Raw genomic sequence first — 25,267 nt, forward strand, 5'->3', positions numbered from 1 at the left:
GGTGTACTTCATGAAAAAAAGATCATTCATTCGCTGGCATACCTGGATGGAGCAACTTGACACTTATGCGGCTGCCACCCTGTTGAAGTGGAAAAAAAGATTGAACCCATTGACGAACAAACTGGGCTTTGGCATTTACTTTTACAAGGATATCACGGTAAATCTGAATCGTTTGAACAAAGATATGCTGGTCATCGCTGCGGACTACGTCAAACTTTCGCATGTCAACACGCGTACGTTTCCCAGCTTTATTTCGGTGGCTGATGGGATCAATGCGACGATGTTCTCCAAAGTCCCGAACCATGTTATTAAACGGATTATCACGTTAGTTACTGCGTTGCCTGGATACAAGGCGCTGCAATCGGCATCACGTTCGTACGGGTATAAGTGTGAGCTGCATTACAATCAAGGAAAAGCCTTTTTTGGCTCGTTGCAAATTCATTTTCAGAAAATGCAAAACGATGACATGGGGACAGCTTACGGCGCGGTATAAAAGGGCAGCATATGATATTATATAGATAACCTTTTACAAAGTTAGGAGTTTTGTGTTCAATATGAAACAGAACAAATATGATGACCCTGCATTCTTTGAAAAATACAGTGGAATGCCCCGTTCAATTGATGGGCTCAAAGCTGCTGGGGAATGGCCTGTACTCCGAACGATGCTGCCTGAACTTCGAGACAAGCGGGTTCTTGATCTTGGATGCGGCTTTGGCTGGCATTGTCAATATGCGCGCGAGCAGAACGCTCGATCCGTGGTTGGGGTAGATCTGTCTGAGAGTATGCTGGCTTATGCAAGGGCCAATAATAATGATCCCGCGATCGAATATCGGAGGCTTGCGATTGAAGACATCCAATTTGCGGCTGAGGAATTTGATGTTGTGATAAGTTCGCTTGCGCTCCATTATGTGGAGAACATCGATAGCGTATGCCGCAAGGTGCATCAGTACTTAGCTCCTGGTGGAACATTCGTCCTTTCCGTGGAACATCCGGTATTTACCGCACTCGCTGCGCAGGATTGGCATTATGGCGCGAGTGGCGAACGGATGCACTGGCCTGTAGACAACTACCAGAGTGAAGGTGTCCGGGAGGCAAGGTTTCTGGATCATGATGTCGTGAAATACCATCGAACGATTGCTACCTACATGAATGCTTTGATTGAGGCTGGATTTAAGCTGACAAGGATTGCCGAGCCTCAACCAACGCAAGAAGCACTGGAGCAGATTCCCGAAATGAAGGATGAAACCCGTCGCCCCATCTTCCTGTTGATGGCAGCGGTCAAGACGAATTAGCTAGATGAGGCTCTCCCACAAGGTTGAAAACCTTGCAGAGGAAGCCTTTTTTTTATTTCTATCAGGTTACGGTCAGATGTTAGGAAATCTTTCGCATCATGATATGAATTTTTGTTCAGCTGCAACCGATAAAGATAGTGGATAGAAGTAGATTATAGACTACAATATTGTTTAAAAGAGGAGCCAACATGATGAAAACACAAGGTACTGAGCGTCGAAGGTCATTTTCACAAGTCTCATTGAAAGTCAAACTGCCTGTTTGGATCAGCTTGTTAGTCATTCTTGTACTTGCAGCAACGAGCATATGCACGTATATGTTCGGGTCCCAAATTGTGATGAAGAAAAGCAAAGATGAGATCAATACGAATGTAGAACGAATCGGACAATATTTGCAATCCACTGCTGAGTTGGAGGAGCAGAGTCTTTACCTGGTATCGGTCGAAGGTGAACTGAAGGATTTGTTGAAGCTAAGAAATCAAAAAACCTTGTCAGATCAAGACTTTTTCGCTCCCAAAAATGAACTGCAAGCCAAGACGAATGCCTTACTTGCGCAAAGCATAAAAGGTACACAAGGTATCCAGACGATCACACTCGTTGATAATAAAGGAACTACAATTGCCAGCAACAATCCGGGGTCGTTGAAAGCCGATCTTTCGGAACGCGATTATTTCAAAGAAGCCATGCAGGGCAAATTTGCTATCAGTGACGCATTGATCTCCAAGACGACAGGTACGTTGGTCAATGTTTTCGCGCAGCCCGTAAAAGGTGAAGATGGCACAGTTCTTGGCGTGTGTATTCTCACCATTGATACATCGCTATTTGTCAATAAGCTGAAAGGGATTACCATTAACGAAGAAGGACGGGTATTTGTCGTAAGCCGCCAAGGAACCATTATCTATCACTCGACAGTACCGGATATGATTGGGAAGAAATTAGAATCCGAGCAATATGCGGATGTTCTTAAGCAAAAAGCGTCTGACCAACTTTTGATGGGAAATCTCGATAACGAGGAAACGTACATTCGCTATGCGAAGATCCCGAGAGCAGATTGGATGATTGTTGTTGCGGATGACTATAGTGATATTCAAAGACCTTTAGATGATTTGATGACAAAAATCGTTATGATTACGATTGCTGCTGTTGTTATTGCTTTGTTGGCTGGTATCTTGATTTCCAGAAGCATTACGTCTCCTATTACGAAGCTGGTAGTTCTGTTCAAGAAGCTATCCTCCGGGGATTTGACAGTGCGAACGGAAGGCAAATATAATGGCGAATTCGGCGAGCTAGCTGATAGCTTTGATACCATGGTAGCAAAAAACAAAGAATTAATCGGTCATATGAACACCTCCATTGAGGTGTTGAATACAAGCACAAGCGAATTGGAACAAACGTCGAAGAAAACGGCGCAATCGATTCAGGAAACGTCCGTAACCACGATGGAAATCGCAAGAGCCATGGATTCGCAGTCTAATGAGACGGAAACGATTGTAGGCAAGTTCTATGAATTGGGCGAAAAGATAGAAACGATCGGCAGTAAAACACAATCCGTGAAGGAACGTTCGGAAGCGATTCTTGAAGTTTTTGATACGAACAAGGAAATTATCGAGAATTTGATAGACATCAATCAAAGGAATGAACAAGAAGTCCAAAAAATATCGGCGATTACGGGATTACTGGCTGAAAGCTCCAACCACATTCGCACCATTACCGGGACGATAGGCGATATTGCCAAGCAGACGAACCTATTGGCGCTGAATGCCTCGATTGAAGCGGCAAGAGCAGGCGAGCATGGAAGAGGCTTCGCTGTTGTAGCGGATGAAATCCGCAAATTAGCCGAGCAATCTTCCAAGCAGTCCGGAGAAATTAATGAAATCATTCGAATGACGCTTTCACATGTCGATGAGAACAATCAAAGTGTGGGTGAAATTCAGTCGATTGCCTTGAAACAAGATGAGTTCGTTGGTAAAACACAACAAGCGTTCACGGTGATCCAAGAACACGTGAAGGATATAACCGATCAAATTCAATCAATGGCAGGCGATGTTATCCATATGGAACAAGATAAAGATGATGTGCTGGAGTCCGCGCAAAGCTTATCCGCTTCCGGTGAAGAAGTTTCCGCATCTGTAGAAGAAGTAACGGCTACTGTACAAGATCAATCTTCCATGGTTCAAACCCTTGCCGGCATGGTGGCGAGCATCGACAGCTTAACGAAGAATCTCGCTGATTTCTCGGCGCAGTTCAAAGTAAAATAACCCTTGTTGTGTGAAGAAGCTGCCCGGGTTGCAGCTTCTTTTTTGTTGTTGTTTGTTGGCTTATCCCAACTTTGTAGATGAATGCTACATATGGAAGCGTTTTTTATACGAAGATTGCTGCTCGGAGAAGGCCGGCCAAGTGATACACGCGAGCAATGGACCCAGTTTGCTTATGATCCGATGCCTGTTTTGTTCGCTGTGCTGACGGATGAAATTGATTCGCTTGTCAGTACGGGAGACATTGAACAGGATTTGGAGCTGCTGCTGTTTGCTATAAACAATATGACTAGTGAGTTGATTCCTCCCCAGCTTCGACTTGAATCTATTCACATGGTGTTGCTAGTAAATATAATTATTGCTGGAGTTGGTTCTGAAGCATAACGAAAAAAGAAAATCAAGTAAGCAAATTCCAAAAAGAATGTCATAAGTTGTTACAGCCATAAACTCCGGATCTAATCAATTGAGCCAATATAAATCGCTTTGCTTTAACCTCAAAAGGGGAAGAACAGCATCAAGCCATATCCAAAATAATAGAGCATTATTTTTAAGGGATTTTGCAGCACATACCGGGAAAACAAGCGGGATCAAGTCGTCAAAAGTTTAGGTCTTTTGAGTCTGGCTATGAATCAAAATGAAAATTTTTGTTCCTCTTTTTAAATTGTCTTGGGAGGTTGTTGCGGAGTTTATAGAATTATCTGGACAAAAGCTGTTTAAGGAAATGGGCTATGGTCTTAGCCTTAGCCTTTATGGAAACAAAGACAAGCTTAGGAGCGTCGTATATTACATAAATATTTATATTATAAAACATGGAGAGTGAGTTTATGAAGAAATATATTATTGGTTTTATCTTTGGAGCAGTTCTTTCTACATCGTCGGTTATTTACGCATCAGATTCGATTCAATCATTACTTTGGCCTGTTCAGTTTGAAATCAATGGAAAATCCCATGAATTAGGGGATGACTACGCAGTGCTTAACTATAAGGGTCATGCATATGTACCTGTACGTTTTGTTGCAGAAAAATTAAATCAAGGTATTAATTACAGAAATAAGGATAACACAATCTCTATTATGACTGAGCCTAGTGGTGATAACGAGGCGGAAAAAAAAATATGGCAAATACAATATCGAATACATGTAGGAGATGACAAAAATCACATCATATCGATTTTTGGAGAGCCTTCCAAAATCACCAATAATTTTAAAAAAGAAATTTGGAGATATGATATTTCGGCTAGAAATGATTATAAATACTCAGAGTCATCACAAAATAATTTGGATTTTAGTGGTTTAGAAAATGGAAGTATCGGAGCTCAACTTTATATTACGTGGACAAATGATGGGCAAATTGATTCTATTGTTTCAGGGTTCAAACAGGATAGATGGGTATATAATTATTATGTCCTTACGGATGGATCTTCAGGAATTAATTTGATGGAATAAGTAATTACCCATGAGTTATACACATCGTGGTTGAACCTTGGTAATTCTATGATTTACTTGTAACCCAATGAAGCATTAAATAATACGGTGGCCAATATAAACGAATAAGTCTTGCTAAGCGTTGTATTTTTCTGACAAAACAAAGAATATTAGCTCTTGACCCACGTGGTTTCTTGTGAGGGTTTGGCAACGAGTATGGAAAAGGCAGTGGACCATTTCAATAGGGGTGCACCCTTCATTTACCAACTTTAATGTAGCTGAACAGATGCAATGAGCAACGAACAGATTATAAAGCTATACGCGCTTGCTATCTGGAGAAACAGGGGGGCGATCGATCTGTGGTCGCACATATCCCGCACCGTTCAAACCGCCCTTGACAGAGGGATCGACGCTTTATGAAGTGGAACACGAGGGGGAGAAGGCATGGATTCTCCTCATATTCGGTTTTCAGAAGCAGTATTACGGAGCGTTCCGATCTGCAGATTTGGAAATATGGGAGCTGCTTGGTGATGGAATGAAGCTGCCAGCAGGTGCACGCCATGGCTCGGTGATTCGACTGAGAGGGAGAGATTGCGTCAGTAGACCCCTCGATATGCCCAATCGCGTGCTAGAGTAGCCGCATAGATTAGTATAAGACAAACAGAAAGGAGGCCAAATGGAATGACAACTTTCTTAGATTTGAAAACATCGCAGAATGCCAGTTATGCCAACTCGATTGCAATTCCGATTCTGGTTATCAATACGCCTCAGTTGATTGCTCAACAGACGCTTGATTTATCTGGAGGAACAGCCAATTTGACGCGCGTTGAATTCTCGGGCGTTGTCGCCGTGCAGCTGCCGCTTCTGCCGTTAGCTACTACCGTATTGGTAAGCGTCGTACGAGGGCTGACAGCAGGAGGCGTCATTGTATTTTCAGCAGCTCAGAATTTGGATCTATCTCTTCTAGGTCCACAGCTAATCTCATTCTCCGGTTCCGATTTCAATGCTCCCAATACGGCTGGTGCCGCTTATAGTGTATTTATTCAGACATCTGCACTAGGCACTATTCGCGTGGGTCCTGAGAGCTTTAACTTTATCGGCGTAAGCGATGTCTAACTAGCTATGCGAACCTAAAGCATGTTTGGTCAATGATTATTCATTGATTGAACATACTTTTTACTAGGTTCTGTGTGGTTAGTCTAGAGAACGTAGAGAATTAATAGTTTAACTGTTACAATTAGTTCCAAAATGAAATCATTCCTTACAATGACTCAAAGGAGTTGTATATGAAAACAATTGGGCTAATAGGTGGCATGAGCTGGGAGTCATCCTTGCTGTATTATCAAATTATCAATCAGCGTGTAAAAGAAAAACTAGGCGGATACCATTCTGCGAAATGTTTGATGTACTCGGTGGATTTTCATGAAATTAAGACGCTTCAAGATCAAGGGAAATGGGAGGAAGCTACACGAATCATGATTGATTCTGCGCAGCGACTCCAAGCCGGGGGTTCTGATTTCATTGTGATATGCACGAATACGATGCATAAGATGGCTAAGGAAGTAGCGGAATCAGTGACAATTCCTTTGGTACATATAGCTGACGCGACGGCGGCTGAGATTGTAAAGTGCGGTATTCGTAAAGTCGCTTTGCTGGGTACAGCTTTTACAATGGAGCAAGATTTTTACAAGGGCAGACTAACTGACAAATTTGGACTTGAGGTCCTTGTTCCAGGTGACGCAGCAAGGAAGATTATTCATGATATCATCTATCAAGAACTTTGCCTCGGAATTGTCAAAGAAAGCTCTAAAGCCTCCTATATTGCGATCATTCAGGATCTTGTCCAAGAGGGAGCAGAGGCAGTGATTCTTGGCTGCACAGAAATTGGCTTATTACTATCGGCAAAGGATTGCAGCATTCCTGTGTTTGATACGACTAGGATTCACGCTGAATACGCTGTGGATTTTGCATTGCGGGATGAATAGAGATGGGGCTGCCTCGCGGGAGGGAACTACAGTGCGCTATTCTATCAAAAAGTGGCATGATCGCGAGCGAGAAGGAACTACAGTCCGCTATTTTGTCTTTTACTAGGAAATTCAGCGTGTTTCGTGAAAATAAGACCCTGTAGTTCCGCTATGACCCTTGCATTCCCGATATTGGCATAAATAGCGGCCTGTAGTTCCCTCCCAGGATTGGTCAGTTGGAAAAGGCTCATCATTCAGGGCGATAAAGCCGTTTATCTCATGATTGGTACGAACCGAGTAGAGGGGATGAGATGGTAGATTTGAAAATAATGCTTGCTTAACATGTACTTCCTTGTAGTATAATACAAACAAATGTTCTATTTCTCATCATCTAAGAAGGGAACTCAATATGATCCGCATGAAGAAGAGTTTTTTATTCCTGATCGTTATGCTGCTTGCAGTAGCAACTTCTTATTATTTGTATAATAGTGAGATTCTGCAAGGAGAAGAAGGCGTCCGAGTGACCATTACATTCCCAAGTGATCGCTATCCGGAAACGGCAGCGCACATTAGGGATGCCATCTCGAATGGCAAATCGTCTGTGTGCACGATAGATCGAGTTCATGCCGAAGAGCACCGCAAACTATCGCTGAAAGGCGTTGCGACCAAGAGCGGATTCGATCGTGACGAGTGGCCGATGGCGATGTGCTCGGAAGGCGGCAAAGGCGCCGATATCCGGTATGTTTCGCCATCGGACAATCGTGGAGCAGGCTCGTGGTTCTCTAACCAGTTGGAGAAATATCCGAATGGAACAAGGGTGGCCGTTCAAGTGAAATAGCATCGATAGCCTAGTCAGGTTTATTCCGCGTGTTCAGGCCTGTTCGCAAGCCAATCCTCCAAAGTAGCGACAAGCGCAGGTTTTTTGCGGCTTCTTGCGAGAAAACCTGCACCGTGATTAAGCATAGGATCTTGATCCGTAGGCTGATAACGAAGATCAACGCTCCAGCGAACCTCATTAGACAGATTCGGAGTGGACATATGCAGGCAGCGGTCATTGAAAAGAATTGCGCTTCCTGCAGGTACAGGCAAGGCTACAGTTTCCGTTTTGCCTAGCTGGCTTTCCTTCAAAGCCGTGTAACCTGTTCCTGTGTAAGTCTCTTGATGCCATTTGAGCACACGTTTACGGTGCGTCTTGGGCTTGATATGAAGGCATCCGTTTATCTCATTGGCATCAACAAGCGGGATCCACACTGTAATAACGGGATTAGAATTGGCATCAGGCCAATACGATTTGTCTTGGTGCCAAGGAACGGCTCCGGCTGCTACCTTCGGAACTTTCGGGCGGACGTTGTACACGGGATTCGAGAATAGCTCACCTCCAATTAAAGATTCAACAGCGTCCAAGATTTTAGGGTTGCTCATGAGCGTGAAGTAGCCAGGAATGCGGTCGCGCCAGCTCCGGCCATATTTCAGGAAATGATCTGCTGATAAATCTTGGAAAAGCTCGGCCAATCGGTACGGAAAGGGTCGATCCTCCAGCTTGTCAGTAATAAGTCCATCCAGATAAAGCTCATCGGCAATGCTAGAAACCTTCTGGGTCATGGCTTCGCGAGCGGGCGCTAATTCTTCTTGGTTAAACTTCCGCTTTGTAGTTGTTTGTTCAAGCTGCTCAACCTCCAATATTTGTTGTAAGATAGATATATGGTATCATCTCATCGTGCAACTGTATTTGGTCAAGAGTTCATTAATTGATCAATTCTTCCGGTGAAATGAGTGAGAATGCGAGGCGGAATATGTCCCTTATAACATCAGCTAATCCTTTTGTAAGAGTGGCTCACTATTATCGTTTTCCTATCGTTCGAAATCAGGATGAGCGGGTTAGAATCGGTTATTGTTATGCTTTCCATTTCGTTGCCGGAGGCAGAGGAAGCATTACGGTCGGAGGTCGAACATACCCGGTAAAAAAAGGAGACTTGATTTATTTTCCGCCTGAAGTCAGACATGCTTTTTACTCCAATGAGGATCATCCCTTATCTACGTATAATTTGTATTGTGAACTCTGGAACTGCAATATCGCGACAAGCCAGCATCTAGTATGGGACGAATCCAATTTTAATCCTGACCTGCTCACGCTTGTAAATCCTTGCCCGGAGTTAGAGTCGTTATCCGTCATTACGCCAGTACAATACCACTCCCTGTTGGGACAAACCCTTATACATGCCGTGACCCAATTCAATAAAAAAGAACCTTATACCGAATTAATTGTCAATAGTCTGGTCAAAGCTTTTCTTTTAGAGTTAGTGCAAGCGGCTTCACGATCCCAGTTCTCAGACTATCGAATTCTTCCTATCATCGAGCGAATCGACAAAGAAGCAAGCAGAAGCCGAGGCTATGAAGAATGGATGGCTGAATGCGGGCTCCACAAAACGCAATTTCATGAATTGTTCAAGCAAGCAACAGGCATGTCTCCCAAGGCGTACTGGACCCAAGCGATCATGAGGCATGTGGAAGCTGCACTTTGGGAGAGCAACCGATCCGTTACCGCCATTGCGGAGGATTTCGGTTATTCCTCGGTTCACCATTTCACGAAACAATTTACGCAATTTCATGGCGTATCGCCTACGGAGTTTCGAAAGCGTCAGCGTAATAGGCTGTAGTCCCCGCATTTAAGTTTGATGTTTACGATAATCGCCTGGCGTGACGCCTGTATGTTTCTTAAACGTGCGGTTGAAATGGCTGATGTGGTTATATCCAACACGGATAGCTATTTCGGTTACGCTAAGATCCGTTCCCCGGAGCAACTCCATAGATGCCTGAATGCGGATGGCTGATAAAAGTTCGATGAATGATTTGCCCCTCACCAACTTCAGCATATGACTGAAATATGATGCGGCCATTAAGGCTTTGGCCGCCATTCCCTCCAAATGAAGCTCCTCCTGATAATGGGTCTCCATGTAAGCAATTGCCTCATAGAAAGCTTCCCGATGATGAGCCACAATTTGACGTTCATTCGGACTTTGCATCTGAGAATGGCGTTGGTATTGTCGGCAGGTAATGACGAGCAGCTTGAGCAGCTCGGCTTTGATCGCCAGTTTATACCCCTCTTCCTTCTCTTCCCATTCTACAAGTGTGACTTGCAATAGATTCTCCACCACAGTCTGAGTAGAGGGTGGAAGCGTCATTTTTGGCATTAAATCGGCTTCGGATATAAGGGGGCGAATATAGGCAAAATCGACAAAGGTTTGTATTTGGGACATGTCCCGAAAGCTTTCATTGATGGCATGGGGCATGAAATCGACCTGGATCATGACGAAATCCATCGCATTGCGTTCTTCCAAACGATGCTCCTGAAAGGGGGGAATCGAGAACAGATCCCCTTTGGTCAGCACATATTGCTGACCTGCGGCCCAATGCAGACAACTGCCAGACAACATATAGCACAACTGTAGATGCTCGTGGGCGTGTAGATGGCGATTCATCGTAAGCGGTCTGCGCACCTCAATTTTAAAAGGAAACTCTTCATCAAGCATCTCCTTGTACGCATAGATCGGATAATCAGGCATGATGTCCTCCGCGGATCGTCGTTTATTTGTGTTCTAAGCATTATGGTACACGGATTCGTGGAATAGTTCAAAAAATACATGGAAAAGGGAAAGCGCTGCCTAAATGACCATGCCATAATGTAGAAGCATAGAGGAGAAGAAGCGGAGGGTACAGGATGAGACAACTGGCTTTCAGCACACTGCCTTGCGAGGGGTGGTCCTTGGACAAGATGATTGCCTTAGCACAGACGTGCGGTTTTGATGGTATGGAGTTGCGGGAAGGGCCGTATTGGGGCATATCGACAGCAATGACGTTAGAGCAGCGAGAAGAGGCCGTTCGGAAATTCGAGAAGGCGGGTATTCGCATCACCAACATTGGCTCAAGTGTCACCTTGACAGGCCGACCTGAAGATGAAGCGCAGCTTGTTGATTTTCAAAACGTATGTTCACTAGCTAGCGATTTGCAGGCTTGTGGGATAAGGATTTTTCTAGGCTACTTCACTAGCCGTAGAGATGAGCCGGGGCCATACATCGTATACAGCGATATCGTAGCACGGATCCAGCAGGCTTGCGACTATGCAGCCTCCTGCGGTGTTCAGGTATGGATCGAAACGCATAATGAATTTGCCACTGGCCGTGTGCTGCGCAAGCTGCTGGATGACGTTAATCGCCCGAATTGCGCTGTCATCTATGATGTCATCCATCCTTTGGAAGAGGGAGAATCCCCGGAAGAAACAATAGCGCTGCTGGGCTCGCATTGCGTGCATGTACATATCAAAGATGGGATTCCTTATGAAGATCCGATCGAGAGCAACTGGAAATATACGAAGGTCGGGGAGGGACAAATCCCGATTCGTGAAATTATTGAGCTGCTTGAGAAGACAGGCTACAGCGGCAGCTATTCCCTCGAGTGGGAAAGCAAATGGCGCAAGGAACTGCAACTTCCCGGTATGGAGCCGGAAATCATATTTCCTGGCTATACCCGAATGCTAAACGATATTTTTCAATCTATAGGGGAATGAGGACCACGACATGAAAACTTTAGTTGCCATATCTGACGCTGGATTACGGGAGTTGTTCTGGCCGGAGCACACATTGAATAAATTGTTGCGTTGTTCAGAGGTTGATTTTGTCCCCATCAATGAAAGATTTACGATAGATCAGTTGGCTGAGCGAATCGGTGAATATGATGCGTGCATCACCTCATGGGGATCTCCTTATTTTACGCCGGAGGTGCTTGCACGGGCGGATAGATTGAAGTTTATCGGCCATGGAGCCGGCAGTGTAGCGGCTATTGTCAATGAGGACGTGTTCGCCACTTCCATTGCTGTGACATCGGCCAATAAAGTGCTCGCCCTCTCGACAGCAGAATGTGCAGTATCGCTTATTATGGCAGGAGCCTGGGACATAGCTGGTTACAGCCATCGCTTGAAACAGGGGCAGTGGAGCCAGAACAATCGGGAAACGATTCTTGGTGTAACACGAAGAGTTGTCGGACTTGTTGGTTACGGTGAAATCTCCAAGCAGGTCATTCGGATGCTGCAGCCTTTCCAAGTGCAGATATTGCTGACCTCTGGCTATTGTACTCAGGAGGAAGCGGCTGCGCTAGGTGTAGAACTTTGCGGTTTAGATGAGCTGTTTGAGCGCAGTGATATTGTTTCCTTGCACACGACATTGACGCCACGCACGCAAGGAATGGTCGGTGCTGAGCAGCTCAAGCGGCTCCGCGATGGAGCGCTCTTGGTGAATACAGCGCGAGGACCTATTGTAGAGGAGAAGGCTCTCGTGGAGGAGCTGCGCACAGGTCGTATTTTCGCAGCGCTAGACGTTTATGACGAGGAGCCGCTGCCTGCCGATCATGCTTTGCTGACGTTGCAGAACGTGCTATGCCTGCCGCATATCGGTGGATATCATGGCCTGCTGAAACGTGAACTCTGCGATTTCATCGTGGATGAGCTGCAGCGTTTTGTAAGTGGCGAAGAACTGCTTGGTCAAGTCACCTTGTCTCACTACCGCAGACTAACGCCCAAATAAATAAAAAGATCACAATGTCACCTTGCCCTTGGGCTTAGTGACTTGTGATCTTTTTCATGTTCCGCAACCAATGCACTCGGCTCATAGCGTTAAAATCTAACAAAATGATAATAATAGACAACTTGAAGCCATTGTCAATGAAACATATTCATAGCTATGATATTCCCAATAGGAGGCGAGTCTACGATGAAGAAACCTAATATATTGCTAATTACAACCGATCAGCAGCACTGGAATACGCTCGGAGCTTATAATCATGAAATTTCGACACCGAACTTGGATCGTTTAGTTCGAGAAGGTACGATGTTTAATCGGGCCTATTGTCCGAATCCGACCTGCACGCCAACGCGGGCGTCTATTATTACTGGGATGTATCCAAGTCAGCACGGTGCCTGGACGCTTGGGACCAAGCTGTTGGAGGATCGACATGTGATGACCGAAGATTTCCGTGCGGGTGGCTATCAGTCCGCCTTAATCGGCAAAGCCCATTTTCAGCCGCTGCGTTCTACAGAGGAATATCCTTCCGTTGAGTCATATCCGATCATGCAGGATTTGGAATATTGGCGAAATTATAAAGAGAAATTTTATGGATTCGACCATGTGGAGCTCGCCAGAAATCATACGAACGAAGCCCATGTCGGCCAACATTATGCACTGTGGCTAGAGGAGAAGGGATGTCTGAACTGGCGGGACTATTTCTTGCCTCCAACGGGTACGATGGACCCTTCAACGACGTATAAATGGCCTATTCCGGAAGAGTTTCACTATAATACGTGGATTGCGGAACGTTCAAATGCGATGTTGGAAACGTACAAAGACAAGGAGGAGAGCTTTTTCCTCTGGAGCAGCTTCTTTGATCCTCATCCGGAATATTTGGTGCCAGAGCCGTGGGATACGATGTATGATCCATCCCAATTGACGATTCCTGTGGTGACACCAGGGGAACATGATAAAAATCCACCGCATTTTGGATTAACCCAGGAGGATAATCCTGATTTCTCTTATCTGAAAGAGCCTGGGGGTCATGAGGCTCACGGATATCACTCCCATCTGTACTATGGCTATGGGGACAAGTTTCGCTTAACCGATGAGCATAAGGCGAAGATGGTAGCTGTGTATTACGGCATGATCAGCATGATGGATGCCTATATCGGCAAGATTTTGGATAAACTCGATGAGCTTGGTTTGACTGAAAATACGATCGTGATTTTTACGACGGACCACGGTCATTTCTTTGGGCAGCACGGTTTGCAGGCCAAGGGCGGTTTTCATTATGAGGATCTCATCAAAATCCCTTTTATAGCACGTTACCCAGGTCATATACCGCAAGGAAAAGAAAGTTCCGCTCTGCAATCGTTAGTTGATTTGGCGCCAACGTTCCTCTCCTTCTGCGACATTCCGATTCCACGGACCATGACAGGCGTAGATCAGCGTGAAGTCTGGCTTGGTCAGAAGGAACAGGCAAGAGACCATGTATTGTGCGAATTCCATCATCAACCAACGACGATTCATCAGAAAACCTATGTCAATGATAGATTTAAGATCACGATATACTATAATGAAACGTACGGGGAACTTTTTGATTTGGAAAATGATCCTGGAGAAATTAATAATCTTTGGGCGGATCAGGCATTTGCCGATTTGAAATCCGAATTGCTGCTCAAGTATGCATGGGCAGAACTTGGCAAAGAACCAATGCCGATGCCGAGGATATGGGGAGCTTAATGTGACATGCAGGAATTTGGAAATGAGTTTGCCGACTTTTGGTATTCAATTCCCCAAGACATACAAACTGCCGGAGGATGCTGGGTTGTAAGGGCTGGACAGAATATAGCCAAACCCAGCTATCATGTTGGACCTAAAGTTATCGAACAGATCAGCATCCATTGGATTCTTCAAGGAACCGTGAGGGTTACGAACGGCCATCAAATCGTTATCCTCAGCAGGGGAGATTTGTTTTGTCTGTTTCCAGGTATTTCTTATGTGTATGAAACCATGGAGGCGCCGAACACGCTGCCCCTGCGGATGGCCTGGCTAGCCATGGAAGGGCACCAACTGCCCCATATGCTTGCCGATTTAGGGCTTTCAACTGCGCTGTTCTGGACCAAAGGGATCGTGAATCCGAATGTCATTGGGGCTATTCACAGCGTGCTTGAATTATTTGAAAAGCAGGAACATGATCCTTTGAGGGAACAAAGTTTGTTGTTTGATTTATTTTGGAAAATGAAAATAAGCGCGAAGGGTTCGACTAGCTTGGCGGGGACCCATTGGCTCGATCAAGTGAAGGCGTATCTGGATCTGCATTTTACCGAAAATATTCGGATTGAAGATGCAGCCCGCCAGGTGGGGATTCACCGCTCCCATCTTTCCGTCGCTTTTGTTAAGAAGTTCGGTTGTTCACCGCAGCACTATTTGCAAAAGTTAAGAATGGAGAAGGGCGCTCGCCTATTGCGGGAATGTGACTGGTCCGTGACGGAGGTTGCCCTGTCCTTGGGCTATCCAGAGCTATATGCGTTCACAAGGACATTTACGAAGTATTATGGGGTTTCGCCCAGAGCGTACAAAGGCCAATTGGGATGAAAAAGAATTTGTCTGGGGGATCCCTGGATAAGCTCTTTTTTGTAAAGAGTTCGTATCAAGCCGCGATACTAGCAAAAAGTGTCAGGATAGCGAGTTTGAGGGAACTACAGTACGCTATAGTGCTGAAAAGCGCTATATTTCGCGTCAAAGGGAACTACGATCCGCTATAGTGCCGAAAACCGCTATATTTCGCTTCAAAGGGAACTACGATCCGCTATGTCACCATTTCCCCGCTGGAATCGCCAGGTTCCGCTTAAATAGCGGATCTCAGTTCCCTTTCATGCTAGGTTTACCCCAGTTTTCGCCATATAGAGGAACATAGTTCCTTTTCACACGACGCTCTCTGTCACGGCAAAGCCCAAAGGGAACTAGGGTCCGCTAGATTGTTGAAAACCGATATGAAGTCGCTCATCTCTTAGGGCGGCACAGCCGCTCTTCTTAATTGGCGTCCCGCAGCTTTCTTTAATTTGGAAGTTTTCGGTCTCCAAAGGCAACTAATGAACGGTAGGATGCTTATAGACCGGAAAATGGCTACTGTAGAGATTTAATGAACGGAGTTGGCGCTACCCGGCACTTTATTAGCGAAATGGTGATCATTTGCTTGAAGCAGCGCCTCAGGAATTCGTTAGATTTTCAGAGTGAGTGTTTTTGCTCGAATAAGGGATATTGAGTTCGTAAGAGTTTCCTCGAAGTTTCCTTCGCATATTTGTTTTGATACATATTCAGTGTGAGGAGCGGCCAAATATAGCGATAACTGTGATAATCGGTGTAGAGGCAGCCCGGCAACCCTGAGCCTGTGGGATAGCGAGTCGTCCAGTCCTCCAGATGCAGTAGGCTGAGCAATCGCTCTATGCCTTTATCGATCTCGGGCGACGGTTCAGGACTTACGGCGATAAGGGCATCAAGTGCCCATGCCGTTTGGGAGGGAGTGCTGGCGCCGAGCGGCACATATCGTTTGCTGCGGTCGCTGGTGCAGGATTCCCCCCAGCCGCCATCGGCATTCTGAATGCTAAGCAGCCATTGAACGGCGTTCCTGACAGCAGGGTGATCTGCTTCAATTCCCACAGCCGCTAGACCTGTCAGGGCTGACCATGTGCCATAGATATAGCAAATCCCCCAGCGTCCGTACCATGATCCGTTCGCTTCCTGGTTGCTGAGCAACCAATCGGCACCTCTTCCTATGAAAGCATGTTTCCTATCCAAACCTGCGGTTGTCCCAAGGAATTCCAACGTTCTTCCCGTTAAATCAGCCGTAGAAGGGTCAATAGCCGCGTCAGCCGCGCCGTCGATCGGGAACAAGGTGAGCAGCTTGTTGGTGACTCCTTTCTCGAAAGCGGGCCAGCCGCCATCTTTATTTTGCATAGACAGCACCCAGTTTAAGCCCCGGTTCCAAGCATCGCGGTATTCAGGGTCAACGAGTGATAATCCCCGTATAGCCCTCAGAGCAGCAGTAGTGTCGTCAACATCCGGGTTAATTGCATTGGACTCGGAGAAGCCCCAACCGCCGGGAAGGGGATGAGATACATGAAGGCTCCAGTCGCCTAATAGGGTTTGCTGAACACGCAACAGGTAATCCATCGATTTGCGAATGGAGGGGTGATCCGGCGATGTGCCGGCTTGCTGGAGAGCGTAAGAAAGCAAGGCTGTATCCCAAACCGTTGAAGGAGAATTTTGCAGATGAACGTGTCCGTTCAGGTTCCATAGCATCGCCGTTAGGCCGCTGAGTGCATTTGTAATAACAGGGTGCTGCTTATCATACCCAAGGGCCAGCAAAGCCATAATCATGAGCAGCGTACAGGAGGAATAGCTGTAAAGCGTTCCATCGGCTTCTATCCGTTTGAGCATATACTGCTCCGCAGAGTGTATCCCGCGATCACGTAGGAGCCATGGCAGTCCTGACAGTTCCTTCAGGGCGGATTGAATGGTGCTGAGCAGCTCCTTGAGCGTGCGGGTGGAAGTTAAGTCTTCCCGCTCTGAGTTGTGCCTCTCAACAGACGTCCAGTCATTGCGGGTATACAAATCGGATAGATCAGGTGTAGCGGCGTTGCGCTTGCTGAAACCTAGATTCGCCATTATTAAAATTGGTGTAAAGTGAACGCGCGCATATCCGGAAAAGTCGAAAAAACTGATCGGTGAGGAAGGAGGCAGCAGCAAGAATTCCGGTGGGATTTTTAGCGAAGTTGGCCATGGGGATTGTCCGGTAGCTGCTAGAAAAGCATGGGTGAGGACCGTTTTCACTTGCTGGAGGCCACCCTTGGAGAGGATGAACTTTGCTGCTTTTAGCATCGATTCGTCCGTTTTCTGGCTATAGCCGGAATACAACAACGCGTAATAGGCATCAACTGTGGCGTCTAGGTTACCGTCTTCTTCATCCTGGTAGACCTTCCAGGCGCCATTCGTTTCCTGCTTGGAAAGGATTCGGTCATGGAGCTGCCTGATCAGCGTCTCCTGCGGTTGTTCCAACGTCTTAAGGACAATAATCAAGTAGGCATCTGTCAAAATACCATTTTCAAAGCAAAATCGCCAAGAGCCGTCTTCTTTTTGTACACGTTCGAGCATGCCGGTCATGCGGTGTATTTCCGCGGCAACGTCCCTCCAAACAGGCATTTCTCGTCCACCTGCCTATTCCAAAACGAATTTAGATTCATCTCTCCATCTTATGAATCTCGCGGAAGATCATGCGATGAACTTTACTTTAACTTAATCGCCACGCCGATATTTGGATTGACATTATCAAAGTGTGTTATGATAGGTAGTAAACTATGAATAAGTCAAAAGCTAAGCGCATATTTGGAGGTAATTGTCATTAATAACACCGCACTGACCGATGCACTGACCATGTTGAAGAAAACGAGCCGTACTTTTTATATCCCCATAAGCCACTTGGATGCGGGACTGAAGGAGGCTGTATCCTCTGCATATTTGTGTATGCGGGCCATAGATGAGATTGAGGATCATCATGAACTGACAGATGAATTGAAAGTGAAGCTCTTGTTTGGCGTTAGCGAAGTATTTCAAACTTCAGATTTGAAGGAAGCTACACAGAAACTGTTCGCTCCATACGAGAAGAATCTCCCTGATGTGACGCTGCAGCTGAATGATTGGTTCATTCTTTGTCCGACGACAGCAGCGCCAATTGTCTTTCGCTACATTGCCAAAATGGCCTTCGAAATGGCAGAATGGGTGCAAAAAGGGTGGCATATCCAGACAGAAGAGGATTTGGATCGTTATACCTACAGCGTGGCAGGCATGGTTGGAGAAATGTTATCCGAACTTTGGTTATGGCATGACGGCACCAAATCTGATTTAACGAAGGCGGTTGCCTTTGGACGAGGTTTACAGGCGGTAAATATTCTTAGAAATCAAAAGGAAGATGCGGAACGCGGTGTGAGTTTCTTTCCAGATGGATGGGGATTCAAGGAAATGCAGCAGTATACACGCCGCAACTTGCAGATCGCTGATTCGTATGTAGCTGATCTGAAGAATGGGCCGGCTTTGAAATTTTGCAAGATCCCATTAGCGCTGGCTCATGCAACCGTAAACCTCATCTCCGCAGGCGGGAACAAGTTGACAAGAGATGCTGTATTGAAAATAGTGAGCCGCGTAACATGATGATCGGAAGGAAGGGGCAGGTGCCGCGGCAGTCTGCTCTTTTTTGTTGTACAAGCCAAGTGGATGGTATGAAAGGGACAAAAGTGGCTGATGATATTTATAGATCATTCAGCTATACTTTCCTCATAGACATATGGACTAACAAAATGGATCAGAGGGGTGTCTTATGAACTTATATGCCTATTACATCATATTTGCGGTTATCTTGCTGTTCGGTTCTGTTGCTACGGTTATGATCGGGATTTCGCGCAAGAATCAGGACGGGGATCAAACGTATTTTCAAAAAACAGGGGTAAAATGGGTGCGACTTACTGCTCTCTATGTCATTGCGATTGCGGCAGGGTTGTTGGCCTTATTAGCTTATATACGGTACGCTGTTGAATAAAGATGACAACGTCTTCGGGATTGAATTCGAAGACGTTGTCATCTTTTACTTACAATGGATGTCCAAAGCTTCTTTCAGATAACAAAGGCCAGGAAGGATCTCATCGAAATGAGGTCTCGCATAACTGATACGAATATGACCTTGATCAGAACCATAAACACTACCCGGAACAAAGAGCACGCCTCGTTTGATGGCCTCATCCAGCAATTTGAAATCATCGACTTCCCGGTTGATTTTACACCAAAGATTAAGCCCGCCCTGCGGCAACGTATAGGACATATAATCGCCCATAATCGTTTGCAAACCTCGAACCATCTCATTTCTTTTCTTTTCTAATTCTCTTCGCAAGGCCTTCAGATGATTCTCGAAATGCCCTTCGGAAATAAATTGTTCAGCGATCCATTGCGGAATCGTACTCAAGCCGAAATCCATTTGCTGCCGTGCGTCAGTTAAGCGATCAACAACGGTTTGAGGAGCCAGCAGCCAGCCAATGCGTAAGCCGGAGGCGGCAATTTTGGAAAGGGATCCTATGTACAAGACATTGCCGGTTTTATCCAATGACTTCAAGGTAGGCGGAGGGTTCCCATCCAGAGCTGTGAGTGTAAAAGGATCGTCCTCAACGATCGGAATTCCGAGATCGGAAGCAATCTCGAGCAAGCGGATTCTGCGCTCGGTCGCCATGATGCTGCCTGTGGGATTCTGAAAATTAGGATTCAAAAAGATCATGCGTATACGGTGCTGTCGGTATAACGTAATCATATCCTCGGGATTAATGCCATGCTCATCGACAGGCAATCGAAATAGACGTAATCCTGCGGATTGAAACATGGGCAAGGAATAACTGTAAGAAGGATCCTCGATGGCAACCGCGTCGTTCGGGCTAAGGAGACATTGAGTGATCAAATACAAGGATTGCTGAGAGCCTGATGTTATCAGAATGGAAGCATCTGTACTCTGAATCTGCAAGTGCTCCTCTAGAAACGAGACAAGCGTTTGTCTCAGAGGGCGATAGCCCTGCGGGTCTTCATAGCCCAGTTGTCCAAGGAAGGGATGCTCTTGCAGCAGGTTGCGTATGGTGTCCGCAGGAAATAAATCATTCGATAATTCCCCGCTTGCGAAGTCGATGATCCCCGTCTTTTTGCGCAGTTCCTCACGAATTCTGCGAATGAAAGGAAGATTCGGAAGGAAGGTACCGCCTTCGACATAGGTTTTCCAATTCGGAGTTTGTTTAGGCGTAAGCCCCCATTTATGTTTCGTCACCCGTGTGCCGCTTCCTTGAGCGCTTTCAACGATGCCGGAAGCCCGCAGTTCCTCGTAGGCAAGGACAACGGTGCTGCGGTTTACTCCGAGCAGGTTAGCCAGCTTTCTCTCTGAAGGCAGCACACTTCCAGGCGGAAATTCACCGAAAGAAATTCTGCGTTCCATGTAATCTGTTATTTGCTGGTAAATAGGTTTTCTAGTTGATCTATCTGGTTTCCACATGACTAAGTTCATCACCTTTTTACTAGTATAACATTCTCAGGCGATCATCGGACAGCATGCATCCTTCGAAAAGCGTTAGGCGTTAATCCCTCACTGTTCTTAAATAGCTTGATAAAATAGCTGGGACTCTCAAAACCGACCTGCTCAGCGATGTATCTAACTTCCATTTCGGGTATTTGTTGAAGAAATTCCTTCGCTTTCTGGATCCGGTAGCGATTGATATAGGCGAAGGGCCTTATGCCTAATGTCCGCTGGAATAAAACACAAGTATAATGCGGTGTAACTTCCAATTGATCGGCTAAATTCTGCAGGGTAATAGGCTTGCCATAATGCTTCTCGATATAGTCGATAATTGGTTTTAATTGTTCGAAATGCTCATGATTGGAACGGTTGTCGGAAGCGGAAGTATACCGAAATAAATCAAGGAGCAAACCATACAACAGTTGGGAACCCTCGTAGCTCGAAAGATGGTTTTTGTGCCTGTTGTACCTATGATTGATTTCATTAATTCGTGCCTGCAGAACTTCCGGTTTGGTTATATACAGCACGATGGATTCAAAAAAATGCAGCGAATGAAGGAGAGATTCGGCGAAATTGCCATTAAATTCAACCCATTGTACGGTCCAAGGTTCACTGATTGGGAAATAGCGATGAGGCACTCCCGGATACAATAGCATGCCTTGACCTTGAGATAACGTTAGCGACTTACCGGCAATTTCGAGAATGCCTTGTCCGGAGAAGCATTGAAACCATTGAAATCCCTTATATCCATCTTTTCTGGCCACTTGCGGTTGATTCTCCCAGTAGCCAGTCGATACGAGATAGAGGGGTAAATGAAAGTCAATATCCGTTAGTAAATTCCAGAAAAAATGCTTATTTTCCATATCAACCATCCCTTGCAAATATTAATATTATTATATTAAGGTAAATATCCTTTGATTGATGATGGTTTTATTGAGGCATATAATTATCAATAAAATTATATTCAGGTGAGGGAGAGACGTCAATATGCCGCTTCAATCTGCAAGAGGTAGAGAAAGCTTCGATAAGGACTGGTTTTTTCACAAAGGGGATATCCCGATCAAGTATGCCGTCAAAGCTGGGATGACTGGAGGCATCACGGATTGCGGGAAGCGAGAGGAGGGAGACTGGCTGGAAATCGCTTATGTGGATAAGGATACGGGAGATATCCCGATCCCTAAAGACTGGCAGCGTGTCCAGATACCTCATGACTGGGTTGTGGAAGGAAGCGCTGTCAACGACCCGGATTTAGGAAGCCGACCAGGCAGTCATGGTTATTTGCCCACAGGCGTCGGCGTATACCGTAAAATGTTTGCGATGCCATCCGATGATCTCGGGAAAAAGATAACGGTTCATTTCGATGGTGTTATGGGGGTAAGCACAGTCTGGTTGAATGGTCATCTGCTCGGTACGCATGAGAGCGGATATACCGAGGTTTATTATGACATTTCGGATAAAATACGGTACGGAGACGAAGGGCTCAACGTTATTGTCGTCAAGGTAGATGCTAACCGTTATGAGGGTTGGTGGTACGAAGGCGGAGGGATCTACCGGCATACGTGGCTGCAAAAAACGGATTGTTTGCACGTCGCTCATTCGGGCACATATGTCACCACACCGCGCGTGTCAGAGGAGTCGGCTGACGTACTTGTCCGCACGATCATACATAACGAGTATGAGCAGGATCAGACATGCGAGCTTAGATCTACAATTGTAAATAACCACGGGATAAGGGTCGCCAACTTTACAGAAACCATAACTGTGCCTTGGCTGGATCAAATGGAAACAGAACATAAGCTTAGCATCACGGCTCCCCAACTATGGTCACCAGAGCACCCAAATTTATATAAATTAATTACGGAAGTCATTGTTAACGGGCAGCAAGTAGATTCGTATGAAACGATGTTCGGCGTTCGCACGATCGCTTTTACAAGAGATGGTTTTATTTTAAACGGAAGGCCTACACTGATTAAAGGTACGTGCAATCATCAGGATTTTGCAGGCGTCGGCGTGGCCTTGCCGGAAGCGGTGATCGCTTACAAACTTCAATTGTTGAAGGAAATGGGGTGTAACGCGTACCGAAGCGCTCATCATCCCCCTACACCTGAATTATTAGATATGTGCGATAGGCTTGGCCTGATGGTCGTTGATGAGAACCGCCTGCTGGATAGTTCACCGAGTGGCATGGCCGATCTTCAGAATTTAATTAAAAGGGATCGCAATCATCCCTCGATTATTATATGGTGTATGGAGAATGAAGAAATCCTGGAGGGGAAAACCACGGGAGCGCGAATACTGCGCTCATTGGCGAATGTGACCCGTAAGCTGGACCCAACCCGGCCTACGATGGCCGCGATGAATCATGGCTGGAACGGAGAGGGCTACAGTGATCAAGTGGATATAGTCGGCTACAATTATGGACAAAGAAACCAACAGGATATCAACGATCATGCCGCCTATCCGTCTAGAATTATGCTGGGAAGTGAGAGTGCAAGCAGCACAACGACCCGCGGCATCTATGAACTCGATAAGGAGAGAGGATATTGTCCTGCCTATGAGGGCGTCTACATGCCTTCATGGTCTTGCACGGTTGAACAAGCATGGAACGATGTCTTGAACAATCCCTTTCTAACGGGCGTATTTCTTTGGACAGGCTTTGATTATCGAGGAGAACCCACCCCTTACAGTTGGCCTTGTGTGAACTCCCATTTTGGCATCATGGATACTTGTGGATTTCCCAAAGATGTGTATTATTATCTCAAGTCCGTATGGACACCAGAGCCGATGATTCACATCATGCCACATTGGAATTGGGGGGACCGTATTGGAGAGTTGATCGATGTATGGGTTTACAGCAATGGCGAACAGGTTGAGCTCGCATTGAATGGACGAAGCCTTGGCATGAAACCGATGGTCCAAGGTGGACACTTAACATGGCAAGTACCTTATGAACCAGGTGAACTTAGCGCAATAGCCAGACAGGATGGCCAAATTATTGCTGTGAAAAGAGTCCAAACAACCGGCACTCCTGCTGTCCTTCATATGGAACCTGATCGACGTATTGTTCAGGCAGATGGTGTTGATGTTTGTCTTGTCAGAGTATCGATTCGCGACGAGAGTGGCAATGTCGTTCCGACCGCTGATCAAGAAGTGATGTTCGCAGTGGAAGGACCAGGCGCCATCCTGGGCGTAGGCAATGGAAATCCCAGCAGCCATGAACCGGATAAAGCGAATCGCCGCAGAGCTTTCAACGGATATTGCTTGCTTCTCATTCAATCCAGCTTGTTAGCTGGCGAGATCGTAGTGACCGCGACATCGACCGGTTTAGCAGCTGCGAAACTTTCTATTTTGGCTGAACCGTCAGCTTAGCGTAAGAGAGGAGAGAGATCATTGAACCAAAGTCAGCCAGCACTTCCATGGAATCTTGAGGCGCTCAATCAAGTTCCGAATGTATTCCCTATTCCTGAGATGGATGAAGGGAATATCAAAGCGATCTTCTATGAAGGGCTGCCCTATCAAGGACGCAAGACCAGAGTATTTGCCTATTATGGGATGCCCGAGTCCATGGTGGGAGCCAAGCTGCCAGGCATTGTACTCGTACATGGCGGCGGGGGAGCAGCCTTCAAGGAATGGGTGCAGTTGTGGGTGGATCGGGGATATGCAGCGATCGCGATGGATCTGGAAGGACACATCGGCGCCGATAAGAATCAGGACGGAGTCAGGCCAAATCACGAGTGGAGCGGTCCGTTTCGGCAGGGGGAATTTGCCGATTACGAGCTCCCAGTAGATGAACAGTGGATGTATCATGCCGTTGCTGATGTGATCCTCGCTAATTCCTTTCTGCGTTCTTTGGATAACGTCGCGGAAGATACGATCGGCATTCATGGCGTCTCCTGGGGAGGCATTGTAACCGGCATCGTTGCAGGTGTAGACGTACGTTTTACATTCGCAATTCCAGTGTATGGCTGCGGATATTTGTACGAGGCTAGCAATCAATACGGTCGAAGCTTTGCTCAGATGAGTGCCGAGTTTGCTGCTAAAGTCAAACAGTTATGGGATCCATCAGCGTATTTTCACCGTATTGCTATCCCTATGCTCTGGGTGAATTGGAGTCATGATCCCCACTTTCCGCTTCATTTGTTCAGCAAATCGTTTCAGGCGGCGAAGCAAGGTGTATATCCGTCTAGCTTAAGCATTCATTTCGGACTTCGGCATTCCCATGCAGCAGGATGGAAGCCTTTGGAAATTTATGCGTTTGCTGATCACTTAACAAAAGGGAGCGAAGCTTTAGCTCAAATTGTTGCGCAAGAAGTAAGCGGGAACCAGCTTAGCATCCAATTTACGTCGGAAATTCCGATCGTGAAAGCGGAGCTGCGCTATGCCTTGAATACTTCGAACTGGTTTGAGGTCGAGTGGCTCGTGAAAGAAGCGCACCTCGACAGAGATGCGCGTGAAATCCGCGCTGATCTTGAAGCGGTTACGTCGGCTTATTTCGTGCAGATCACAGATCAGCGTGGCTGTATAGTTAGTACCCCTTTGTATGACATAAAAGGGGAATCGATGCTGTGATTGCGCGGCGATGCAGCTTAGGAAGCACTTGTCCAGCAACTGCCGCTCTAGCAGGCTGTCTCGATATTCCAATAGATCCAGCCGCCGGCTGGGTCTATTGTGCTGCTTGC

Annotated in this window: 22 protein-coding genes; 17 read left to right on the forward strand and 5 right to left on the reverse strand. The window is 46.2% G+C overall.

All coding sequences use genetic code 11. The features are described from left to right. Positions 1-10 precede the first annotated feature (10 nt). The 8 genes from LOZ80_RS06930 (at position 11) to LOZ80_RS06965 (ending at position 7,770) form a co-directional block, all read left to right on the forward strand. Positions 11-493 carry a hypothetical protein gene (locus tag LOZ80_RS06930; RefSeq protein ID WP_238170735.1) on the forward strand — a complete coding sequence of 161 codons (483 nt, stop codon included), beginning with the start codon at positions 11-13 and terminating at the stop codon, positions 491-493. 61 nt (positions 494-554) lie between these two features. Further along, the gene (locus tag LOZ80_RS06935) at positions 555-1,292 is read left to right on the forward strand and encodes a class I SAM-dependent methyltransferase (protein WP_238170736.1); all 738 of its coding nucleotides are present in this window, start codon (positions 555-557) and stop codon (positions 1,290-1,292) included. A gap of 188 nt (positions 1,293-1,480) precedes the next feature. After that, positions 1,481-3,547, forward strand: coding sequence for a methyl-accepting chemotaxis protein (locus LOZ80_RS06940; protein ID WP_238170737.1), 2,067 nt, complete (start codon positions 1,481-1,483; stop codon positions 3,545-3,547). A 90-nt stretch (positions 3,548-3,637) separates the two neighbouring features. Continuing rightward, the gene (locus LOZ80_RS06945; RefSeq protein ID WP_238170738.1) at positions 3,638-3,928 is read left to right on the forward strand and encodes a hypothetical protein; all 291 of its coding nucleotides are present in this window, start codon (positions 3,638-3,640) and stop codon (positions 3,926-3,928) included. 440 nt (positions 3,929-4,368) lie between these two features. Further along, positions 4,369-4,989, forward strand: coding sequence for a stalk domain-containing protein (locus tag LOZ80_RS06950; protein ID WP_238170739.1), 621 nt, complete (start codon positions 4,369-4,371; stop codon positions 4,987-4,989). Positions 4,990-5,649: 660 nt separating this feature from the next. Then, entirely contained in the window at positions 5,650-6,084 is a 435-nt protein-coding gene (locus LOZ80_RS06955) for a hypothetical protein (protein WP_238170740.1), read from the forward strand. Between the two features lie 170 nt (positions 6,085-6,254). Then, positions 6,255-6,953 carry an aspartate/glutamate racemase family protein gene (locus LOZ80_RS06960; protein ID WP_238170741.1) on the forward strand — a complete coding sequence of 233 codons (699 nt, stop codon included), beginning with the start codon at positions 6,255-6,257 and terminating at the stop codon, positions 6,951-6,953. A 397-nt stretch (positions 6,954-7,350) separates the two neighbouring features. Beyond that, a complete protein-coding gene (locus tag LOZ80_RS06965) occupies positions 7,351-7,770 on the forward strand; it encodes a NucA/NucB deoxyribonuclease domain-containing protein (protein WP_238172919.1) in 420 nt (139 codons plus the stop codon). Positions 7,771-7,790: 20 nt separating this feature from the next. Here LOZ80_RS06965 and LOZ80_RS06970 read toward each other — a convergent pair whose 3' ends face one another. Next, the gene (locus LOZ80_RS06970; protein WP_238170742.1) at positions 7,791-8,534 is read right to left on the reverse strand and encodes a phytanoyl-CoA dioxygenase family protein; all 744 of its coding nucleotides are present in this window, start codon (positions 8,532-8,534) and stop codon (positions 7,791-7,793) included. Positions 8,535-8,725: 191 nt separating this feature from the next. On the opposite strand from LOZ80_RS06970, the gene LOZ80_RS06975 reads away from it, so the two are divergent. After that, positions 8,726-9,589 (forward strand): AraC family transcriptional regulator, encoded by an 864-nt coding sequence (locus tag LOZ80_RS06975; protein ID WP_238170743.1) that lies wholly within the window; start codon positions 8,726-8,728, stop codon positions 9,587-9,589. 9 nt (positions 9,590-9,598) lie between these two features. Here the strand turns inward: LOZ80_RS06975 and LOZ80_RS06980 are convergent, their stop codons facing one another. Next, positions 9,599-10,495 (reverse strand): AraC family transcriptional regulator, encoded by an 897-nt coding sequence (locus LOZ80_RS06980; protein WP_238170744.1) that lies wholly within the window; start codon positions 10,493-10,495, stop codon positions 9,599-9,601. 155 nt (positions 10,496-10,650) lie between these two features. On the opposite strand from LOZ80_RS06980, the gene LOZ80_RS06985 reads away from it, so the two are divergent. The 4 genes from LOZ80_RS06985 to LOZ80_RS07000 all read left to right on the forward strand — a co-directional run bounded on the left by LOZ80_RS06985 (position 10,651) and on the right by LOZ80_RS07000 (position 15,088). Beyond that, the gene (locus LOZ80_RS06985) at positions 10,651-11,496 is read left to right on the forward strand and encodes a sugar phosphate isomerase/epimerase family protein (RefSeq protein ID WP_238170745.1); all 846 of its coding nucleotides are present in this window, start codon (positions 10,651-10,653) and stop codon (positions 11,494-11,496) included. A gap of 10 nt (positions 11,497-11,506) precedes the next feature. Next, entirely contained in the window at positions 11,507-12,508 is a 1,002-nt protein-coding gene (locus LOZ80_RS06990) for a hydroxyacid dehydrogenase (RefSeq protein WP_238170746.1), read from the forward strand. Positions 12,509-12,694: 186 nt separating this feature from the next. Further along, complete coding sequence (locus LOZ80_RS06995; RefSeq protein ID WP_238170747.1) at positions 12,695-14,233, forward strand: sulfatase family protein; 1,539 nt, start codon at positions 12,695-12,697, stop codon at positions 14,231-14,233. A gap of 6 nt (positions 14,234-14,239) precedes the next feature. Then, on the forward strand, positions 14,240-15,088 hold the full coding sequence (locus LOZ80_RS07000; protein ID WP_238170748.1) for an AraC family transcriptional regulator: 849 nt from the start codon (positions 14,240-14,242) through the stop codon (positions 15,086-15,088). Positions 15,089-15,721: 633 nt separating this feature from the next. Here the strand turns inward: LOZ80_RS07000 and shc are convergent. Beyond that, the gene (gene shc / locus LOZ80_RS07005; RefSeq protein WP_238170749.1) at positions 15,722-17,695 is read right to left on the reverse strand and encodes a squalene--hopene cyclase; all 1,974 of its coding nucleotides are present in this window, start codon (positions 17,693-17,695) and stop codon (positions 15,722-15,724) included. A gap of 231 nt (positions 17,696-17,926) precedes the next feature. Between shc and LOZ80_RS07010 the strand changes: the two genes are divergently transcribed. Further along, positions 17,927-18,700, forward strand: coding sequence for a squalene/phytoene synthase family protein (locus LOZ80_RS07010; protein ID WP_238170750.1), 774 nt, complete (start codon positions 17,927-17,929; stop codon positions 18,698-18,700). 166 nt (positions 18,701-18,866) lie between these two features. Further along, positions 18,867-19,085: a hypothetical protein gene (locus LOZ80_RS07015; RefSeq protein WP_238170751.1), complete on the forward strand. Its 219-nt coding sequence runs from the start codon at positions 18,867-18,869 to the stop codon at positions 19,083-19,085. Between the two features lie 45 nt (positions 19,086-19,130). Here the strand turns inward: LOZ80_RS07015 and pdxR are convergent, their stop codons facing one another. Together pdxR and LOZ80_RS07025 are read right to left on the reverse strand one after the other, a co-directional pair. Beyond that, the gene (pdxR, locus tag LOZ80_RS07020) at positions 19,131-20,567 is read right to left on the reverse strand and encodes a MocR-like pyridoxine biosynthesis transcription factor PdxR (RefSeq protein WP_238170752.1); all 1,437 of its coding nucleotides are present in this window, start codon (positions 20,565-20,567) and stop codon (positions 19,131-19,133) included. A gap of 44 nt (positions 20,568-20,611) precedes the next feature. Further along, positions 20,612-21,451: an AraC family transcriptional regulator gene (locus LOZ80_RS07025; RefSeq protein WP_238170753.1), complete on the reverse strand. Its 840-nt coding sequence runs from the start codon at positions 21,449-21,451 to the stop codon at positions 20,612-20,614. Positions 21,452-21,575: 124 nt separating this feature from the next. On the opposite strand from LOZ80_RS07025, the gene galA reads away from it, so the two are divergent. Next, entirely contained in the window at positions 21,576-23,957 is a 2,382-nt protein-coding gene (galA, locus tag LOZ80_RS07030) for a beta-galactosidase GalA (RefSeq protein ID WP_238170755.1), read from the forward strand. Between the two features lie 21 nt (positions 23,958-23,978). After that, complete coding sequence (locus LOZ80_RS07035; RefSeq protein WP_238170756.1) at positions 23,979-25,157, forward strand: alpha/beta hydrolase family protein; 1,179 nt, start codon at positions 23,979-23,981, stop codon at positions 25,155-25,157. Positions 25,158-25,267: the final 110 nt, after the last annotated feature.

This window comes from Paenibacillus sp. HWE-109, assembly GCF_022163125.1.
In the GTDB taxonomy this organism is placed as follows: domain Bacteria; phylum Bacillota; class Bacilli; order Paenibacillales; family NBRC-103111; genus Paenibacillus_E.

Excerpts from the sequence above, each read along its gene's own strand:
- LOZ80_RS06975 (WP_238170743.1), top strand. The coding sequence starts at position 8,726 with ATGTCCCTTATAACATCAGCTAATCCTTTTGTAAGAGTGGCTCACTAT.
- pdxR (WP_238170752.1), bottom strand. The coding sequence starts at position 20,567 with ATGTGGAAACCAGATAGATCAACTAGAAAACCTATTTACCAGCAAATA.
- shc (WP_238170749.1), bottom strand. The coding sequence starts at position 17,695 with ATGCCTGTTTGGAGGGACGTTGCCGCGGAAATACACCGCATGACCGGC.
- galA (WP_238170755.1), top strand. The coding sequence starts at position 21,576 with ATGCCGCTTCAATCTGCAAGAGGTAGAGAAAGCTTCGATAAGGACTGG.
- LOZ80_RS06995 (WP_238170747.1), top strand. The coding sequence starts at position 12,695 with ATGAAGAAACCTAATATATTGCTAATTACAACCGATCAGCAGCACTGG.
- LOZ80_RS06960 (WP_238170741.1), top strand. The coding sequence starts at position 6,255 with ATGAAAACAATTGGGCTAATAGGTGGCATGAGCTGGGAGTCATCCTTG.
- LOZ80_RS06990 (WP_238170746.1), top strand. The coding sequence starts at position 11,507 with ATGAAAACTTTAGTTGCCATATCTGACGCTGGATTACGGGAGTTGTTC.
- LOZ80_RS06930 (WP_238170735.1), top strand. The coding sequence starts at position 11 with ATGAAAAAAAGATCATTCATTCGCTGGCATACCTGGATGGAGCAACTT.
- LOZ80_RS06965 (WP_238172919.1), top strand. The coding sequence starts at position 7,351 with ATGAAGAAGAGTTTTTTATTCCTGATCGTTATGCTGCTTGCAGTAGCA.
- LOZ80_RS07010 (WP_238170750.1), top strand. The coding sequence starts at position 17,927 with ATGTTGAAGAAAACGAGCCGTACTTTTTATATCCCCATAAGCCACTTG.
- LOZ80_RS06985 (WP_238170745.1), top strand. The coding sequence starts at position 10,651 with ATGAGACAACTGGCTTTCAGCACACTGCCTTGCGAGGGGTGGTCCTTG.
- LOZ80_RS06950 (WP_238170739.1), top strand. The coding sequence starts at position 4,369 with ATGAAGAAATATATTATTGGTTTTATCTTTGGAGCAGTTCTTTCTACA.
- LOZ80_RS06970 (WP_238170742.1), bottom strand. The coding sequence starts at position 8,534 with ATGACCCAGAAGGTTTCTAGCATTGCCGATGAGCTTTATCTGGATGGA.
- LOZ80_RS07015 (WP_238170751.1), top strand. The coding sequence starts at position 18,867 with ATGAACTTATATGCCTATTACATCATATTTGCGGTTATCTTGCTGTTC.
- LOZ80_RS06945 (WP_238170738.1), top strand. The coding sequence starts at position 3,638 with ATGGAAGCGTTTTTTATACGAAGATTGCTGCTCGGAGAAGGCCGGCCA.
- LOZ80_RS07025 (WP_238170753.1), bottom strand. The coding sequence starts at position 21,451 with ATGGAAAATAAGCATTTTTTCTGGAATTTACTAACGGATATTGACTTT.
- LOZ80_RS07000 (WP_238170748.1), top strand. The coding sequence starts at position 14,240 with ATGCAGGAATTTGGAAATGAGTTTGCCGACTTTTGGTATTCAATTCCC.
- LOZ80_RS06935 (WP_238170736.1), top strand. The coding sequence starts at position 555 with ATGAAACAGAACAAATATGATGACCCTGCATTCTTTGAAAAATACAGT.
- LOZ80_RS06940 (WP_238170737.1), top strand. The coding sequence starts at position 1,481 with ATGATGAAAACACAAGGTACTGAGCGTCGAAGGTCATTTTCACAAGTC.
- LOZ80_RS06955 (WP_238170740.1), top strand. The coding sequence starts at position 5,650 with ATGACAACTTTCTTAGATTTGAAAACATCGCAGAATGCCAGTTATGCC.
- LOZ80_RS06980 (WP_238170744.1), bottom strand. The coding sequence starts at position 10,495 with ATGCCTGATTATCCGATCTATGCGTACAAGGAGATGCTTGATGAAGAG.